Consider the following 18016-nt stretch of genomic DNA (forward strand, 5'->3'; position numbering starts at 1 on the left):
CAGGAGCCACGCCGTATGGGTCAACTGTTACGCCGCCTCGCCGCCTTTCTCGGCCTGATCTCGCCCAAAAGTTACGCTTATCCGGCGCTGGACATCACTCTGCCGGGCGAGCGTCGGCTCCATCTGGTGGGCAGCATCCATATGGGCACCGTCGATATGTCGCCGCTGCCGCCCCGGCTGGCCGCCCGGCTGCAACAGGCCGACGCGCTGATCGTCGAAGCCGATATCACCGATTCCGCCTCGCCTTTCGACCACGCCGAGCTGCAGCCGGCGCTGGAACAGCGCCTGTCCGCCGAAGAATATCAACAGCTGCTGGCGCTGTGCCACGAATTGGGCGCCGATCCGCACGCCTTCGCCACCCTGCCCGGCTGGCAGGTGGCGCTGATGATGCAGGCGCGGCAGGCTCAGCGTCTGGGGCTGCGCGCAGAGTACGGCGTAGATTATCAGCTGCTGCAGGCCGCCAGAGCGCAGGACAAACCGGTGATCGAACTCGAGGGGGCGCAGCAGCAGTTGGCGCTGCTGGAACAGCTGCCGGAAGGCGGCATCGCGCTGCTGCGCGATACGCTGGAGCACTGGCATACCAACGCGCGGCTGCTGCAAACCATGGTGAGCTGGTGGCTGGACGCCAAACCGCGCGGCACGCTGGACACGCTGCCGGCCACCTTCAGCGCCGGGCTTTACGACGTGCTGATGCATCAACGCAATCGCGACTGGCGGCGTCAGCTGGAGGCGCTGCCGGCCGGAGACTATGTGGTGGCGGTTGGCGCATTGCACCTGTATGGCGAGGATAACCTGCCGGCGATGCTGCAGCCGCAGGGGTAAAAAAGTGGCCAATATCGCTATTGGCCAGTCAAAGAGGAATTTCTTGTATTCTAGTTATACGCATAGCAACCGTGTTAACGGTTACAGTAAACAGGGTAGCAACCCGGTGAATATCTTGGCAACCCGCTTTATGTAACAGCCGCTCAGGTTGCCGGGCTGGTTGGATTTTTGTATTTTTAAGGCTGGTTATCACCCTTTCCCCACCGGGGACATTTTGGACAACACATCATGACGCCCGCAGTCGTTCTGCTTGAGAAACAAAAGGTCGCCTTCACCCTCCATCCTTATCACCACGACAGCGACGAAACCAACTTCGGCGATGAGGCGGTGAGAAAGCTGGGGCTGGATGCCGATCGGGTTTACAAAACCTTGCTGGTGGCGCTGAACGGCGACGCCAAACACCTGGCGGTGGCGGTCACGCCGGTCGCAACCCAGTTGGATCTGAAAAAGGTTGCCCGCGCCCTCGGCGCCAAAAAGGCCGAGATGGCCGATCCGCAGCTGGCGCAGCGCGTCACCGGGTATCTGGTGGGCGGCATCAGCCCGCTGGGGCAGAAAAAACGGCTGCCGACGGTGATCGACAGCCCGGCGCAAGCGTTCGCCACCATTTACGTTTCCGGCGGCAAACGCGGGCTGGATATTGAGCTGGCCGCCGCCGATCTGTGCCGCCTGCTGGCCGGCAGCTTCGCCGACATCGCCAAACGCGACTGACGCCGCGTACTCAGCGGCACACCACCGTGTCGTCACAGGCCGCCAGCGTTTCCACCAAGCGGTCCTCCAGCGCCTTCACCTGCGCGCCGGGCACCAGATAGTTATTGCTGATGATGGCGAACGCCAGCGGCCGCCCGGTAGCCGAATCAACATAGCCGCTGAGCGACGATACGCCGGTCATGGAACCGCTCTTGGCGTGAGCGCGCCCCGCCGCCGCGCTTTTCACCATGCGGTTACGCAGCGTGCCGCCCACCAGCAACCCCGGCTCGCCCGCGACGGGCAAGGCGCGATACCAGTCGGCGAACCACGGCTGTTTTCTGGCCGCCAGCAGCAGCGTCGTCAGCTGTTGCGGCGTGATCTGGTTCATGCGCGACAGCCCTGAACCGTCCACCTGGCGATACGCGTCGGCCGCGATGCCCTGGCTTTGCACAAATCCGTTTATCGCCTGAAGGCCGGCGGCCCAATCCCCTTTGCCCTGCGTCTTGAGGCCCATCGCCTTGGTCAATATCTCGCCGTAGCCGTTATTGGACACTTTCAGGAAGGTGACGACCAGGCGGGAGAGCGGCGGCGAGGTTTTTTGCGCCAGCAGCTGTGCGCCGGCCGGTGTCACGCCCTCTTCAGCGTTGCCGCGCAGGGTGATGCCGTGCGCGCGCAGAGCATGTTGCAATAAAGCGCCGACGACGAGGGCCGGTTGATCGACGGTAATCAATCGCGAGCTGGCCTCCGCCTGTGCGGCGATGGTGCCGCTGACCACGATCCGGTTGCTGCCCGGCCGGCGCTCGTACGTCAGCGCGGTGTCACTGCCGGTGGTGGTGCGATTGACCAGCGTCACCGCGTCATTGGCGGGATAGAAGCTCGCCCGTCCCGGCGCGCCGGCGCGAGCGCCCGGCCGCACATCCACCTGCACCACGTTGATATCGCCACCGGGGGTAAAGGCGTAGTTCAGCGCCGAGATCGGCGCAGCGAAGGCGAAGGGTTCATCGTCCCAGCTCCAGCCGGCGCCGAATGGCGTTTGATCGAAGGCGCCGGCGTCCAGCAACAACCGCCCCTGTATATGACGGATGCCGCGCTGCGCCAGCGCCGCGGCGAAGGTGTCGAGATCGTCCGGATGCAGCGTCGGATCGCCGCTGCCCTGCAGATAGAGATCTCCCCGCAACGTGTCGCCGCGCTGCTCGCCGGCGGTCAGCAGCCGGGTTTCAAACCGGTAATCCGCCCCCAGCACGCCGAACGCCGCCAAAGAAGTGAAGATCTTCATGTTGGAAGCCGGCGCCAAACGCTGCTCCGCGTGCGCCTGATACAGCACGGTGCCGCTCTCGGCATCGCGCACCATTACGCCACTCGACGCGCCAACCAGCGCCTTGTCCTGGCTAAGGACCACCAGCGCCTGGCTGAGCGTTTGCTCATGGCGTTGGCCGGATGACGAACACCCCGCCAGCGCCAGGATGGCGGGCAGTAGCCAGCCTGCGGTTTTCAACATGTCATCTTCCTGTTTGCGTTATCAAAACCAAATTGTCGCTCAGGCTATCATTGGAAGGCGGCGGCGTCCTGTTTTCCATTCACTGAACAACGATTTTTGCCTGCTGATATTATAAAACAAACAATAATAAGAATTGCTAAACAATCCAGGCGATAAAGTTTAAATATGAACTATATTATGTGAAATAACCTTTAATATAATGTTAATGTTTTTAATGTGTCGTGTTGACAATATACAAAGCCAAAGCTATCGTTACTCCCCATTAAAACTGACAACCTATTATTAATAACAATTTACCTATATGAATTTTAAAATGTGATCTCACTCACTGACTTCCATAGGGAATAACACGCCATGTCTGCAAAAACAGGGCCCGATGGTCATCAAGTTATTTTTGATGGCGCGGGCATCGGTGACTTTTGTCCTGAAACGTCGCTGCTTGAAAACTTTGAAAGATTAAATATCGACATTCCCAACCTATGCCGCAAGGGGAGGTGCGGCTGTTGCAAATTACTTCTTGTCAGCGGAAATATACGCCATGAAAAACAGAGTGCCTTATGCGAAGAGGAGTTAGAAGAGAATATTATTCTGGCCTGCTGCGCCTATTCACAATCGGATATTGAAATAGAACTCTATTAATAAGGATCCACCGATGAGCCTCATTGAAACCACGTTGAAAAAATGGGATCGCGCCGCGATTGTCCGCTCCCGTCCCCGCCGCCTTCTCAACGAACAGGACAGCCAATCAACCCTTTTCTTCCCCCTCGAACGTCTGCCGCTGTGTCTCCATCCGCGCGTTGCCGCACTCGGTGAACAAGCATTGCGCTATATCCAGGTACAAACCCTCTACCACTACCTGAATGGCATCGCCAACATCGAGTTGGATATCATCAATGATTCCAGTTACAAGCTCTACAAAAACGCGGTCGGCGTAGACTTTCCGCTTGAAATGCGCTTAGACGCGCTGACCGTGGTCGTGGATGAGTCCTATCACGCCCTGGTGGCGCTGGATCTGATCAATCAGGTAGAGCAGATGACATCCATTGCGCCGCTGCCGATGCCAAAAGACACCGAGGCCTCCTATGCCCTGGCGCAATCGTTGGCAATGGGGGACGAACGGCTGCGCGAACTGCTGCGACTGGTTTGCGTGTCCCTGTCGGAGCAGGCGCTGACGACCGATCTGATCGATGTGATCAACAACGAAGATATTTTCCCGACCTTCTATCTGGTGATGAAAGATCACGTTGCGGATGAAGGCCGCCATGCTCGCTTCTCACAGCAGGTGCTGAGCCATATCTGGCGCCACAGCGACGCGGCGACCAAGCAAGCGTTGCAACAACCGATTTTGGCTTTCCTGGAAGGCTACGCAACCGACGCTATCGCCAAAGATTTCAGCGCCTGCATGTTGCGCCAACTCGGACTGACAGAAGCGGAAATTATCGACATCATCGCAGATACTTATCCAGCAACGCATGTTAAACCGTGGGAAACCAATAATATCGTCACGGAGCAAATGTTGGTGGCGCTGAATAAATCGGGCATTCTGGCTGATCTGCCTATCGCCGATGCGCTGCATGCAAAAATCTAATTGACCGATATAAAAACTCAGCATCTTTGATATTCCGCAAGGGAAACCATTATTCTCAGGAAGCAAAAATGGAATTACTTAATATTGGCTATTTCGGCGACAGCGCCTGCGGTAAATTATTAACCGACGAAATCCAGGAATACGGCCATCAGGTTAGCTTTATCAGTCTCGAACGCCGTCCAACCGAAAAGCTCGACCTTATTATCACCACTGAAAATAACGCTGAAACAATACGACGGCTGCAACAGCAGGGGAAAAACCTGCTGACGCTGGTAACCAATAAAAAAAATATTAACGACATTGACACCCTGCAAAACCAAGAACACTTTTCTCTGTACTTTAGCTCCGCCGGCCAAGCCGCTTATCTGTGCGACGCGCTGTCCGATCTGGCCGCTGACGCCCAGCTTCCCCTGCTGCAGGAAAGGCTTGTCGACATTGTAGTCGAGCTGTCGCGTGGCGGTATACCGCCGATACAAGAACTTCCCTACCGCTTGGCGCGTAAATACTATGCCGAATCACCGACGCGCATGCGCGAATTGACCGCATTGCTGATGGAACGCCTTGGCGATCAGATGCAGGGACGTTGCGGCAGCGATCTCTGCCATCTCACCTGGCAACCCGGCGCCGACTTCCATACGGTACCGGTGGCGGACATCACGACCCCCGCACAGTTGCAACATTTCTTCTTTAATGAAACCGGCGCGCTCAAACAGGGACGCTATGCCCAGCCACGAGCGATGGTCGACGTCGCGGCTTGCGGTGACGGCACTCAGCTCACCCTGTATGGCGACGACATGCGTTTCAACGCGTTCACCGACTATCTTGACGCGCTATTGGCAGATCCGGCCGATCCCGCCGCCGCGCCCATTGTTACTCAACCTCAAACGTTGGATCGTCTGAGCCAATTCAACGCAACCGACGATGCCGAGCTCCTGGCGCACGACGTCATCGCGTTGTTCCGTCATGCCGCCACCGCTCATCCGCAACAGGCCGCGCTGCATGCCGATGGCCAGACATACAGCTATGGCGAAATCGATCGCGCCTCGGATCAGTTTGCCTGTTGGCTGCTTGAACACAGCAGCGCCGCCAGTGCGGTCGTCGCCGTCTCGATGGACAAGTCAGCGACGCTGCTGATCGTGCTGTTGGGGATACTGAAAAGCAATAAAACCTATGTACTGCTCGACCCGCAGGCGCCAGCGGCGCGCAATCAAAGCATTCTTGACGACGTGCAGCCTGCGCTGATTTTGGCCGACTCGCCGTTGCACTCCGGCGACGTGCCGTGCATTGCGCCATCAAGCATTGATTACCGTTCGCTGAACATCCATGCGGAGCAACTCCCTCAATCGCGAGACGCACTGGCCTACGTCTGCTATACCTCCGGGACGACAGGCAAGCCCAAAGGCGTCATGATCGGGCGTGAAGGCCTGAGCAACGTGGCGCAAAACCACCGCAATTTCATTGGACTGGCGCAAGGCAGCCGCGTGCTGGCCATTGCCTCGCTGGGTTTCGACGCCTTCGGCTGGGACGTCTATGGCGCGTTGGTCAGCGGCGCGACGCTTTATCTGGCGCCTTCGGAGCTGCATACCGATGTCGGCGCGCTGCACGACTATCTGACTCAACACGATATCGGCCATATCACTATTACACCGGCAATTCTGGAATTGTTGCCCCGCGAAATGTGGCCGGGGCTGCGGACGATGATTGTCATGGGAGACGCCCCGCCTGCGGACGTCGTTGCCTGGTGGGCCGAACGCACCCGATTGTGCAACGGTTACGGGCCGACCGAGGCTTCCATTGCCACTTCGCTGTGCGAGTATCGTCCCGGCGTTCCCTGGAACTGCATTGGCAAACCGCTGAAAAACTACCGTTGCCACATCCTTGATCCCCACCATAATCCACTGCCGGTCGGTTTTGAGGGCGAACTGTGCATCGCCGGCAGCGGCCTGGCGCACGGTTACCTGCATCAAGAGGCGCTGAACGCAGAGAAGTTCATTACCTGTCGGCTACCGTATATGGCGGCCGAAGAGCGTCTTTATCGAACCGGCGACATCGCCAAATGGGACGAACAGGGCAACATTATTTTCGTCGGCCGCCGCGATCACCAGGTGAAGATACGCGGAGTGCGCATCGAGATGGGAGAAGTGGAAAGCGCCGTCCGCAGTCACCCACTGGTTGAAAGCGCCTGCGTGGTCGCTCGCAGCCAGCCCTCGGGCAAAATTCTCGCCGCCTTCGTGCAACCCGTTTCGCCTGAGCTGACGATCGACGCGCTGCGTCACGCGTTGGTCACACAGCTCCACCCCGCCGCGATCCCCAGCGTTTTTATTTTCTTGCCGGCGCTGCCGCTGACCATCAATGGCAAGATCGCCCGTCAACAGTTGGAAAACTGGCCGTTGGATGAGCGCAATGAGCGCTTGACGCCGCCGGAAACCGAAACGGAGGCTATTCTCGAGCGCATCGTGGCCAACGCCATCGGCTGTCCGCAAGCCGACGTCACACAGGAGTTCATCAACCTGGGTGCGCACTCGCTGACTATGAGCAAAATCGTCGCGCTCGTCGCACGCGATCTTTGCTGCCACCTGAGCATCGCCGATCTGTTCCGCCACAATACGGTGCGCAAATTGGCCGAATATATCGAGAATAAGGCCGTTGCCGCGGAGCGCGCCATCGCGATCTGCGACGAACGCCGCGCGCCGCTCAGCCCGCAGCAGAACCTGCTCTGGTACCTGAGCGCATTGAATCCTGACGACTGCAGTTACAACCTGCCGCTGGCGGTAGACATCCAGGGCCCGCTCGATCTGGCGCGCTTTGAGCAGGCGATCAATTTTATTTATGAAAAACATGAAAGCCTGCGCACTCGTTTCGCCGAAACCGACGGTGTCGCCTATCAGTTGGCAGAACCGCATGCTCCGATTCGCCTTGCCGACCACTGGGTGGACGGCCAAACGCAGTCGGCAGAAAAGTGGGTGCGCCAACTGTGTGCTACGCCTTTCGACATCACCGCTCGGCCGCCACTGGCGCTTCGGCTGGTACAGTATCATCAGCAGCACCATGTTTTGATTTGGGTAAAACACAACATTATTACCGATGCCTGGAGCGAACAACTGATCCTTAACGATCTGTGGCAGCGCTATAACGAGCTCGACAATCACAACGGCTTCGACGCACCGCAACCGCAGATTCAAACTATCGACATCGTCAATAGCGGCATCGCGTCACCCGCGCCGGCGGATGTTGCTTATTGGCAACAGCAACTGCAAGACTGCCGCGAACTGGACTTCCCGCTGGATAAACCGCGCCCGCTAATGCCGACGCACGCCGGAGAGCGCATCCATTATCAGCTGCAGCCCGACGTCGCCGATCTGCTGGCGTCACGGGGCAAAGCGCTGGGCGCCACGCCTTTCGCCTTGCTCTGCACGGCATTAAGTTTGCTGCTCAGCCGTTATACTCAGCAGCAGGATATCGTCATCGGCACCGCCATCGCAGCGCGGGACAACCTGGATCAGGCGCAAGTCAGCGGCTTCCATGTCAATACCGTTCCGCTGCGTATCCAACTGGGCGAACAGGACACCCTCGCCGGGCTGATCGGTAACATGATGGAAACCTGCATCGGCGCCTATCAGCATCAGCAGCTCTCGTTCGACCGGATCTTGCACCAGATCGAATACGAGCGGATGTCGAACAAAAATCCGTTATTCCAAATCATGGCGATCCTGCAGAACGCCGGCGACGTATGCCAACAAAACCTGCGCGATTGCACGCTGCATCGCTTGCCGCTTTCATCGGGCTTCTCGATGTTCGATATGACCTGGAACTTCAGTGTGGAACAAGGCGCCGTCGCCATCGAACTCGATTACGCCAGCGAACTGTTTTATCCCGCCAGCATGCAGATGCTGTTGGACAACTATCAGCAAACGCTGCAACAACTGCTCACCCTGCCGGCCAATACGGCGCAGCATGCCCTTAACCCGCTATGCGAACGGGAACAAGATTGGCTGCAACAGTTGGCCGTCAACGCGGACGCAGGCTCACGTGACTCGCTGCTGGTGCAAATTGGCCGGTTGGCACATACCCAGCCTGACAGCCTCGCCGTCAGCTGCGAACGGCATCAGTACAGCTACCGTCAGCTGTGGGCGCAGTCTGAACGCGTCGCGCATGCCTTGCTGCGCATCGACAGCCGGCCTTTCTCGGTCGGCGTCATGATGGAGAAAAGTTGCCACGTCGCCGTGCTCCTGCTCGGCGTGCTGAGAGCCGGCAAACACTACGTGCCGATTGACGTACACTACCCGGCCGACCGCGTGAGCTACATGATCGAGAACGCGCAAGCCCGGTTGCTGGTGACCGATGGTGAGCCAGAGCAAGGTTGGGCCAGTCCCGCCGTCGGTTTCGACTCGCTGGTTTCTCATCCTGCAGCGGCCGACGCGTTGCCGATCCCAGCCGACGATACGCTGGCCTATATCATGTACACCTCAGGCTCAACCGGTAACCCCAAAGGGGTGATGATCACGCATGGCAACCTGAACAATTTCACCAACGACTTCGTCGGGCGGCTGGCGCTGAGCGCGCGCGATAAGGTGCTCAGCCTGACCAGCATCAGTTTCGATATTTTTGGGTTGGAACTGTTCTGCTCGCTGGCCGGCGGCGCGCACGTCACGCTGTGTCCACGAGAAACCGCCATGGATCCGGTCAAGCTGTATCACTTTATCGAGCGACAGCAGCCCAGCGTGATTCAAGCGACACCTACCGTCTGGAGTACCATCGTCCACCACCTGCCGGCGGCGAGCCAACGCCCCCTGACCGTGCTATGCGGCGGCGAGAAAATGCCGGCGGCCCTGTTGACGCAATTGCGACGCATCGCGACACGGGTGCTGCAGGTGTATGGCCCGACGGAAACCACCATCTGGTCGACCTGCGCCGATCTGACTCACGAAGGCGCAAGCGACTGTATCGGCACGCCGATCCAGGCGACTGAGGTTCTGGTCATGGATCAGGCCGGCAACCCGATGCCAAGCGGCGCATTGGGTGAGCTGTGGCTGGGCGGCGCAGGGGTATCGCCGGGCTATTGGCGCAATCCGACGCTGAGCGATAAGGTCTTTCTACGGCGTCAGGCGTTCGGCGCCGAGCGCTATCTGTACCGCACCGGCGACATTGTGCGTTTTAATCGACAGGGACAGTTGGAGTATCTCGGCCGGAACGATCACCAGGTCAAAATTCGCGGTCACCGCATCGAGTTGAGCGAAATCGATCTCAGTTTATCGTCTCTCGACAATATCGAGCGATCGCTCAGTTTAATTGTCGGTGAAGACCAGCAAGCCCGCATCGTCAGCTACCTGCAGTTAACGCCGGGAGCAGAGCTGAATGAAAAAGCGGTGCGCGCGGCGCTGAAAGCCCGTTTGCCGAATATCATGATCCCGTCCGGTTTTGTGGTGCTGTCGGCCTTCCCGCTCACCAACAACAACAAAATCGACATTCGTCGGTTACCGGCACCGGAAATCCGCTATTCGGCTTCGGAAGCGGACTACACGCCTGCGGCCAACGAGGCGGAAAGCGCCATGCAGCATATCTGGCAACAAGTCTTGTCACAGACGCAGATCAGCGTCTGCGACAGCTTCTTCAGCCTGGGTGGAAATTCACTGCAGATCCCGCAGCTGCTGCACGCCATTCGTCAACAGATGGGCGTCTCGCTGACTATCCGCGAATTCATCATGCACAGTCAGATCCGCGAACTCACCGCGCTGGCCTTGAGCAAAACTGCCGAGGCCGCCGATGAAACGCATTGAGGTGTACCACCAAGGGCGTTGTCATCACCTTGACCACCGAGAGCCGCTGCGGCTCTCGGCCAGGCTGGACTTCGCCGATAACCCAACCAACCTTTATGGCGTGGCTCCCGCCGACTCGGCGCCGCTGAGTTACGGCGATACCGTCGCCAGCGTGCGTCATGGCGGGGTCTGCAACGCCGAGCGCATCAGCCTGGTGCCGCACTGCCACGGCACACACACCGAATGCATCGGCCATATTCTTCCTGAAACGCACAACGTGGCGGATTTGCCGCTTGAACCGTTCATCGCCGCCACCCTGATTCGCGTCAGGCCGCAGCGAGCGGACGCAACTGCAGAGAGCTATAACGCCAGCGCTGCCTGTGAAGATTGGCTGATTACCCGGGCGGCACTCGATGACGCGTTGGCGCCGTTGTCGGGCGACTACCTGCAGGCTTTGGTGATAGCAACCGAGGCGCCGAGCGATTTCCGCGCCGCGGCCTGCGCCCCCTACTTCAGCCATCAAGCCCTGGCGCGCATCGTCGAACTCGGTGTCCAGCATCTGTTGGTGGATATTCCATCAATCGACCGGCTATACGACGGCGGACGCATGGACAACCATCGCCGTTTTTGGGGGCTTGAGGCCCCCGACAGGCCGCAAACAGGGCGCAAATACGCCTCCGTGACCGAGCTGATTCAGGTTCCCGCGCAGGCCGCGACGGGACACTATTTTCTGACCATTCAACTGCCGGATCTGAGCGGGGATGCCCTTCCCAGCCGGCCCATCTTATTTTCGTTTTCTACAGGGAAAGTGACATCATGAATTACGCCAGCTATCTGCAGCTAAACCAGCTGCTGTCGCTGCAACAGCCAGCCTCGCCGTCTGCGGAACACCGCAATGAAAATTTGTTTATCATCACTCATCAAACCTACGAGCTCTGGTTCAAGCAGCTGATCGATGAGCTTCATCTGGCGATCGCGCAGATCGAAGAAGGAGATATACCGGCGGCGATCGAAACGATGACGCGTGTCAATGCCATTACTCAAACCGTGGTGAATCAGATCGCCGTGATTTGCACGCTGAAGTTTCACGAATTCCAGCGTTTTCGCAGCTATCTCGGCACCGCCAGCGGTTTTCAATCCTACCAGTTCGCCGGTATAGAAGCGCTACTCGGCAAGGAAAATCCGAAGAAACTACAGCAGTATCAAGGTGATGAAGAGGTACAACGCCGACTGGCGGCTATCATCCAACCGGTTTCCCTATGGCAGGCAATACGCGGCCATCTGATGCGTCTCAATGACCAGCCCAATCAGGCGGCACAAGGCTTCGACGACATCATCAGGCAATCGCTGACACGTTCGAGCTGCGAGTCGCTGCTGCTCAATCAATTGCTGGATTTGGATTCACTGCTGCAGGAGTGGCGTTACCGCCATGTGAAACTGGTGGAACGTACTATCGGGCAGCGGAAAGGTACCGGCGGTTCATCGGGTTCGGATTATCTGAAATCTACGCTGTTCACGCCGATCTTCGATGAATTGTGGAACGCCATCAACTGAATGCGTTCCTTAACGCCAAGGAGGCTCAGGCTTCCTTGGCCCCCTGAAAATACGGATTTCGCCATGCATTGCACCCACTTCCCCAACGCCCCACGCAGCTTGAAACCGCTGACGCCGGGACGCCAGGGCAGCCTGCGGCTGATCGCTTTTCCCCACGCCGGCGCCGGCGCCACTGCCTTTCAGGGGTGGAGCCCCTCGTTGCATCAGGACATCGAACTCTATGCCGTGCAATACCCCGGTCGAGAGGAGCGGGCGAACGAAGCGCCGCTCTGCCACCCCCAATCACTCATCAATCAACTGATCCCAGCACTGCAGCCACTGCAGGATAAACCGCTGATCTTTTTCGGCCACAGTCTTGGCGGACGGGTTGCGCTGGCGTTAGCGACGGCGCTGCCTCAGCCGCCGCTGCAGTTGATCATTTCCGCCAGTTCATCGCCCTTCCTGGCGCGCCACAGTTCGTTGCTGAGAATGCCGCGTGCCGCTTTGTTGAACGCGCTATGTGCCGGTGAGGGTCTGGATGCGTCGCTCATCGGCGACAGCGCGCTGCTCGATTACTATCTGCCGCTGATCCGTGCCGATCTGATGCTGTCCAGCCAATTGCTTTTCCCTGCGCAATCGGGTTACCGCGCCCCGCTGGCGATGTTTTATGGTGAAAACGACGAGTTGATCGATCGGCAGGATTTGCTCGATTGGCGCCGGATCGCGCAAGGCGACTTTCAGCAGCGCACTTTTGCCGGCGGGCATATGTATATCACCACGCAGCGCGACGCCGTGATAGCCGGCATTCACCAGTTGCTGGCAGGCCACCTGAGTGAACCGGCCAGCCGGTAGCACTTAGGCGTTTTCACTCTCAGGCAACGCCAAACGACGCTCGTTATACACCACCCGCCACGCCAACAGCAGCACGCACAGGCTGCAGAGCGACAGCACGGCGCCCAGGTGCTGCGACAGCCCCGCCAGCACCAAGCCACCGCCGAGCATCAGGTAATACATCAGACCCAGGATGGCGCCGGCGGTGCCCATGCAGTCTTTATAATGGCGCAGCGCGCGCGCCAGAATATTGGGAATGGCGATGCCGTACGCCATCACCACCAGCATCATCGGCAGAACGAACCACAAGGTCCCTTCCAGCAGCAATACCAGCAGGCCGCCGGCCAGCGACAGCGTGCAGGCCAGCATCAACAGCGCGGGGAACAGCCAGTGCTTGCCGATCAAAAACTTGTTGATCGCCGCGCCGATACCCACCCCGGCCGCCAACACCAAACCGGTATAACCGAACCACTGTGCCGGCAGCGCCAACGCCGAGAAGTGGAATGGCGCCAGCTGGTAATAGCTGAACATGCAAATATTGAACAACGCCACCAACAGCGCGCTGAGCCAAATATCCCCGTCCTTGACCATCCGTCCCAACGTGCCGAAAAATGAATTCTTCACCACCTGTTGCGGACGCGTCTCCGGCAGTTGCCAACCGGCATAGCCCAGCAACAGCGCCGCCAACAGCGCCAAACCGCCGAACACCCCCTGATAGCCCCAATAGTGAGTCAGCACTGCGCCGCTCAACACGCCAACCGCCGGGCTGATCGCCATGGCGATCCCCATCACCGAGAACACCCGCGCCAATTCATAACCGTCGAAGCGATCGCGAATCGCCGTTTGCGTCCCGACCGAACCGACCGCCGCGCCAAAGGCGGCCAGCACCCGCGCGGCCAGCAGTACGCTGAAGCTGCCGCTGAACAGCGCAACAAGAGAAGCCAGCAGATAGAGCGTCAGCCCGGCCAAAATGGTGGGACGGCGTCCGATGACGTCACACATCCGTCCCCATACCACCACGCCCAGCGCAAAGGCGAAAAAGTAACAAGAGAGCGTTTGCGCCGCCATTTCCGCACTGACCCGGAAACCGTGCGCAATGTGCGTTAATGCCGGGCTGTAGATGGTCTCCACCACCTGGGGAAACATCATCATCGACGTCGCCAATGTCAGCGTCAGTTTACGTTGCATAACAGATCCTGTAGCCAAGAATAAGCTGCACAAGGTAGCATCTGCTCCCCGGTACCGATTACAATATAAAAGACAATAAATTTACAAAATCGGACATACTATGGCGTGGCTTCAGGCGCAGGACAGTTTTAATCCGGATACGCTCGACAACGGCGTGCTCGGGATCGCCGCCGAACTGGCGCAGCACGACTCGGGCACGCATTGGCATGACAGGGGGCAGTTGCTGTTCTGTCAGCAAGGCAGCATGCGTATCACGCTCAACCAAAGCATCTGCATGCTGCCGCCGGGCAGAGTGGCCTGGATCCCGCCGCAGGTGGCTCACCGCGTTCAGGTCAACGGCGTCGTCGGTTACCGTTCGCTTTATCTCGACGCCGATCGCTATGCCTGTCTGCCTGCGCAGCTTGCCGTACTGACAGCCTCGCCGCTGCTGCGCGAGGTGTTGGAACGCATCGCGTTCGCCGCCTTCGACACCGACTGGCAACATGGGCCTTACGCCAATATTCTGGCGGTCTGCCTGGACGAGATCGCCGCCGCGCCGCGCGAACTGACGCTGCTGCCGCTGCCCAGCGACCGCCGCCTGCGCCATCTGGCCAATCTGGACATGCTTCCGCCGCTGCACGAGCTATCGCGCTATAGCGGCGCTTCCGAGAAAACCATCAGCCGGATTTTCCGCCGTGAAACCGGGCTCGGTTATCAACAATGGCGTCAGCAATGGCGCCTGATCAAAGCGATAGAGATGCTGGCCGCAGGGATGAGCCAATCCGACGTCGCCGGTCGGCTGGCGTTTTCCAGCGACAGCGCCTTCGCCACTTTTTTCAAGAATATGGCGGGCTGCCCGCCGAGGGCGTATATGGAGAGAAGGAAGTAAGACGCCGTTTAAAACGGCAACGCTGACAAAAGGCGTTGATGCAGAGGAGAAAAGCGAGGGGGGGAACGGCGCCCCCGCGACAAGCGAGAGCGCCGTTCCGCGGCGCCTCTAGCGATAGACGATTTCGCCCTTCGGCTCGTAGGCCGCCGCATCCAGCGGCGAGTGTTTCTCGATGTACTGCTTCAGCACTTCGGCATCGATAAAGCCGGTGTTGACGTAGCTCGGCAGCCCGTCCAGCTTCGGATAGCCGTCGCCGCCCAGCGCGTTGAAGTTCAGCGTCGCCATGCGGTAAGTTTTATCCGCCTGCAGCGGCTGGCCGTTGATCTTCACCTCGCTGACGCCCTTGCCGTCCGCCACCAGACTGACATTGGCGAACTGGGCATAGGCGCCGGAATCCGGCTTCATGTTGGCCACCACCGCCAGATACTGTTCAACCTCGCGCCCTTTCATATCGACATGCACCAGCGTGTTGCCGAACGGCTGCACCTTGAGCACGTTCTTGTAGGTGATATCGCCGCTTTCAATCGAATCGCGCACCCCGCCACCGCTCATCACGGCGAAGTCGGCGTCGGCGCGCTCCCTCTGCGCCGCCAGCATCACCCGCGCCAGGTTGGTCTGCACGAAACGCACCTTGCTGCGATCGCCTTCAAGCTTGCCGTTGACGCTGCCGATCTTCACGCCCAGCTGCGCCTTGCCCTTATCCTGGAACGGCGTCAGCAGCTTCATCATGGTCGGATCTTCCGCAATCTGCTGGGTGTAGTACACCCGCTCGCTGGTGCCGTCGGCTTTCTCCACCTTCTTCTTCAGGTTCACCGGGATCAGCTGATAATGCACCAGCTTCAGCTCGCCGTTGCGGAATTCGAAATCGGCGCGCCCGACGTATTTGCCCCACTCGTGCGCCTGCACGATCCAGGTGCCGTTCTGACGATCCGGCGAGCATGGCGTGCCCGGTACGTAATCCGCCTGTTTGCGGTTGTCACCGGCCATGCACACCGGATCCTGCGAGTGGCCGCCGACGATCATGTCGAGATATCCCGCCGGCAGGCTGCGCGCCATCTCCACGTCGCCCGGCGCGTTAGAGCCATGCTCGCCGTTGTCGTAGTGCCCCATATGGGTGGCGGCGATGATCACGTCCGGCTTCTCGTCCTTGCGCAGTTGCTCCACCACCTGCTTCGCTTCCTGCGCCGGCACGCGGAACTCCATGTCGGTGAAGTACTCCGGATTGCCTATCTTGGCGGTGTCGTCGGTCGTCAGGCCGATCACGGCAATCTTGATACCCTGCTTGTCGAACAAGGCGTAAGGCTTGAACAGGCGCTGGCCTGTGCTTTTCTGGTAGATGTTGGCGGACAAGAGCGGGAAGGTCGCCCACTTCTCCTGCTGGCGCAGCACGCTCAGCGGGTTGTCGAATTCGTGGTTGCCGATCGCCATCGCGTCGTAACCCACCAGGTTCATGCCGCGGAAGTCCGGCTCGGCGTCCTGCAGATCCGATTCCGGCACGCCGGTGTTGATATCGCCGCCGGACAGCAACAGCACGCTGCCGCCCTGCGCCGCCACTTCGCGGCGAATGCCGTCCACCAGGGTTTTCTGCGCGCCCAGACCGTATTCACCGTGATCGTTCTGCCAGAAGTGACCGTGATGATCGTTGGTATGCAGAATGGTGATGGCGTAGGTCTTATCCTTTTCCCAGGCACTGGCGGCCCCCGACAGCAGCGTCAGGGATACGGCCAACGCGCATGCGGTGGTTTTCAGCGAAAAACGCATGGCGGATCTCCGTGTATTAAATGGCTTTTATGATGAGGGCGAAATTGTAGCGCGAATTAATGACAGCTGATTTCAATTTTTTGCGATGTGAGTCTGATTATTTCAGATATGGTAAAAATTGAACGCCCTGCCTAAGATGTCATCTCTGTGCTCAACAACTTATCAGGCTAATAATAATATGACCGACAGTAGCCAAAGCGCGATGCCGCCCGCCAAGGGCAGTACGGTAAAGAGGACCGCTTTCTCCATCCTTGGCGCCATCAGCGTGTCTCACCTGCTCAACGATATGATCCAGTCGCTGATCCTGGCGATTTATCCGATCCTGCAAGCCGATTTCCACCTCAGCTTCGTGCAGATCGGTATGATCACCCTGACCTATCAGCTAACGGCTTCCCTGCTGCAACCGCTGATCGGCTATTACACCGATAAACACCCGCAGCCTTACTCACTGCCTATCGGCATGGGCTTTACCCTGTCCGGCCTGCTGCTGCTGTCGGTGGCGAACACCTTCCCGCTGGTGCTGCTGGCAGCGGCGCTGGTGGGCACCGGCTCATCGGTATTCCACCCGGAATCCTCGCGCGTGGCGCGCATGGCCTCCGGCGGACGACACGGCCTGGCGCAGTCGCTGTTCCAGGTCGGCGGCAACTTCGGCAGCTCGCTCGGCCCGCTGCTGGCCGCGCTGATCATCGCGCCTTACGGCAAAGGCAACGTCGCCTGGTTCACGCTGGCGGCGCTGCTGGCGATCGTGGTATTGCTGCAGGTCAGCAAGTGGTACCAACATCAGCATCGGGCGGCGAAAGGGCAGCCGAAAAGCCCCGCAATGCTGAAACCGCTGCCAAAACGTACCGTCGCCTACTCGCTGGGCATTCTGCTGGTGCTGATTTTCTCTAAATACTTCTATCTGGCCAGCATCAGCAGCTATTACACCTTTTATTTGATACATAAGTTCGGCGTTTCGGTGCAGAATGCGCAAATTCACCTGTTCGCCTTCCTGTTCGCGGTGGCCGCTGGAACCATCATCGGCGGGCCCCTTGGCGACAAGATAGGGAGAAAATACGTTATTTGGGGCTCAATCCTTGGTGCGGCGCCATTTACGCTTATTTTACCCCATGCATCCCTGTACTGGACCGGCATTTTGACGGTGATCATCGGGGTTATTCTCGCCTCGGCGTTCTCCGCCATCCTGGTCTACGCACAGGAGCTGATCCCCGGTAAAGTCGGCATGGTTTCCGGTTTATTCTTCGGTTTTGCTTTCGGTATGGGCGGGTTAGGCGCGGCAGTTCTTGGTTATGTCGCGGATTTGACCAGTATCGAGCTGGTCTACCAAATCTGTGCTTTCCTGCCGCTGATCGGCATTATTACCGCGCTACTGCCCAATATGGAGCATAAACCGCAATAACCCCGCGAACTGCCCGGATGAAAGTATTTATTCATCCGGGTTATCCTACGGATAAATCAATGTTATTTGGTTTATCTGGCACAAA

Annotated in this window: 13 protein-coding genes; 10 read left to right on the forward strand and 3 right to left on the reverse strand. The window is 58.7% G+C overall.

Annotated features, from left to right (window positions below):
• Window positions 1-15 precede the first annotated feature (15 nt).
• Entirely contained in the window at window positions 16-822 is an 807-nt protein-coding gene (locus J0X03_RS18345) for a TraB/GumN family protein (RefSeq protein ID WP_033642130.1), read from the forward strand.
• A gap of 228 nt (window positions 823-1050) precedes the next feature.
• Window positions 1051-1530 carry a Cys-tRNA(Pro)/Cys-tRNA(Cys) deacylase YbaK gene (ybaK, locus tag J0X03_RS18350; RefSeq protein ID WP_004940240.1) on the forward strand — a complete coding sequence of 160 codons (480 nt, stop codon included), beginning with the start codon at window positions 1051-1053 and terminating at the stop codon, window positions 1528-1530.
• 10 nt (window positions 1531-1540) lie between these two features.
• On the opposite strand, the gene dacB is transcribed toward ybaK, so the two are convergent.
• Complete coding sequence (dacB, locus tag J0X03_RS18355; protein WP_160204031.1) at window positions 1541-3007, reverse strand: D-alanyl-D-alanine carboxypeptidase/D-alanyl-D-alanine endopeptidase; 1467 nt, start codon at window positions 3005-3007, stop codon at window positions 1541-1543.
• 354 nt (window positions 3008-3361) lie between these two features.
• Here dacB and J0X03_RS18360 point away from each other — a divergent pair, with 354 nt between their 5' ends.
• From J0X03_RS18360 to J0X03_RS18385, 6 genes are all read left to right on the forward strand, one after another.
• Window positions 3362-3646 (forward strand): 2Fe-2S iron-sulfur cluster-binding protein, encoded by a 285-nt coding sequence (locus J0X03_RS18360; protein WP_074446852.1) that lies wholly within the window; start codon window positions 3362-3364, stop codon window positions 3644-3646.
• Between the two features lie 13 nt (window positions 3647-3659).
• Entirely contained in the window at window positions 3660-4595 is a 936-nt protein-coding gene (locus tag J0X03_RS18365; RefSeq protein ID WP_033651120.1) for a diiron oxygenase, read from the forward strand.
• A 68-nt stretch (window positions 4596-4663) separates the two neighbouring features.
• Window positions 4664-10372, forward strand: coding sequence for a non-ribosomal peptide synthetase (locus J0X03_RS18370; RefSeq protein ID WP_206975663.1), 5709 nt, complete (start codon window positions 4664-4666; stop codon window positions 10370-10372).
• Window positions 10359-11171, forward strand: coding sequence for a cyclase family protein (locus J0X03_RS18375; RefSeq protein WP_047572412.1), 813 nt, complete (start codon window positions 10359-10361; stop codon window positions 11169-11171). The genes J0X03_RS18370 and J0X03_RS18375 overlap by 14 nt, the downstream gene beginning before the upstream one ends.
• The gene (locus tag J0X03_RS18380; protein WP_046688382.1) at window positions 11168-11905 is read left to right on the forward strand and encodes a tryptophan 2,3-dioxygenase family protein; all 738 of its coding nucleotides are present in this window, start codon (window positions 11168-11170) and stop codon (window positions 11903-11905) included. Before J0X03_RS18375 ends, J0X03_RS18380 begins: the two co-directional genes overlap by 4 nt.
• A gap of 63 nt (window positions 11906-11968) precedes the next feature.
• Entirely contained in the window at window positions 11969-12736 is a 768-nt protein-coding gene (locus tag J0X03_RS18385) for a thioesterase II family protein (RefSeq protein WP_047572414.1), read from the forward strand.
• 3 nt (window positions 12737-12739) lie between these two features.
• On the opposite strand, the gene J0X03_RS18390 is transcribed toward J0X03_RS18385, so the two are convergent.
• A complete protein-coding gene (locus tag J0X03_RS18390) occupies window positions 12740-13903 on the reverse strand; it encodes a multidrug effflux MFS transporter (protein ID WP_123061429.1) in 1164 nt (387 codons plus the stop codon).
• 100 nt (window positions 13904-14003) lie between these two features.
• Between J0X03_RS18390 and J0X03_RS18395 the strand changes: the two genes are divergently transcribed.
• Entirely contained in the window at window positions 14004-14771 is a 768-nt protein-coding gene (locus J0X03_RS18395) for an AraC family transcriptional regulator (RefSeq protein WP_033642122.1), read from the forward strand.
• Window positions 14772-14879: 108 nt separating this feature from the next.
• Here J0X03_RS18395 and ushA read toward each other — a convergent pair whose 3' ends face one another.
• Window positions 14880-16532, reverse strand: coding sequence for a bifunctional UDP-sugar hydrolase/5'-nucleotidase UshA (gene ushA, locus J0X03_RS18400; RefSeq protein WP_033651116.1), 1653 nt, complete (start codon window positions 16530-16532; stop codon window positions 14880-14882).
• Between the two features lie 178 nt (window positions 16533-16710).
• Here ushA and J0X03_RS18405 point away from each other — a divergent pair, with 178 nt between their 5' ends.
• Entirely contained in the window at window positions 16711-17931 is a 1221-nt protein-coding gene (locus tag J0X03_RS18405; RefSeq protein ID WP_033651115.1) for an MFS transporter, read from the forward strand.
• The last annotated feature ends 85 nt before the right edge of the window (window positions 17932-18016 follow it).

This window comes from Serratia ureilytica, assembly GCF_017309605.1.
In the GTDB taxonomy this organism is placed as follows: Bacteria; Pseudomonadota; Gammaproteobacteria; order Enterobacterales; family Enterobacteriaceae; genus Serratia; species Serratia ureilytica.

Bases quoted from the DNA above. Each gene is read 5' to 3' on its own strand.
- J0X03_RS18345 (WP_033642130.1), top strand. From the start codon at position 16: ATGGGTCAACTGTTACGCCGCCTCGCCGCCTTTCTCGGCCTGATCTCG.
- ybaK (WP_004940240.1), top strand. From the start codon at position 1,051: ATGACGCCCGCAGTCGTTCTGCTTGAGAAACAAAAGGTCGCCTTCACC.
- dacB (WP_160204031.1), bottom strand. From the start codon at position 3,007: ATGTTGAAAACCGCAGGCTGGCTACTGCCCGCCATCCTGGCGCTGGCG.
- J0X03_RS18360 (WP_074446852.1), top strand. From the start codon at position 3,362: ATGTCTGCAAAAACAGGGCCCGATGGTCATCAAGTTATTTTTGATGGC.
- J0X03_RS18365 (WP_033651120.1), top strand. From the start codon at position 3,660: ATGAGCCTCATTGAAACCACGTTGAAAAAATGGGATCGCGCCGCGATT.
- J0X03_RS18370 (WP_206975663.1), top strand. From the start codon at position 4,664: ATGGAATTACTTAATATTGGCTATTTCGGCGACAGCGCCTGCGGTAAA.
- J0X03_RS18375 (WP_047572412.1), top strand. From the start codon at position 10,359: ATGAAACGCATTGAGGTGTACCACCAAGGGCGTTGTCATCACCTTGAC.
- J0X03_RS18380 (WP_046688382.1), top strand. From the start codon at position 11,168: ATGAATTACGCCAGCTATCTGCAGCTAAACCAGCTGCTGTCGCTGCAA.
- J0X03_RS18385 (WP_047572414.1), top strand. From the start codon at position 11,969: ATGCATTGCACCCACTTCCCCAACGCCCCACGCAGCTTGAAACCGCTG.
- J0X03_RS18390 (WP_123061429.1), bottom strand. From the start codon at position 13,903: ATGCAACGTAAACTGACGCTGACATTGGCGACGTCGATGATGATGTTT.
- J0X03_RS18395 (WP_033642122.1), top strand. From the start codon at position 14,004: ATGGCGTGGCTTCAGGCGCAGGACAGTTTTAATCCGGATACGCTCGAC.
- ushA (WP_033651116.1), bottom strand. From the start codon at position 16,532: ATGCGTTTTTCGCTGAAAACCACCGCATGCGCGTTGGCCGTATCCCTG.
- J0X03_RS18405 (WP_033651115.1), top strand. From the start codon at position 16,711: ATGACCGACAGTAGCCAAAGCGCGATGCCGCCCGCCAAGGGCAGTACG.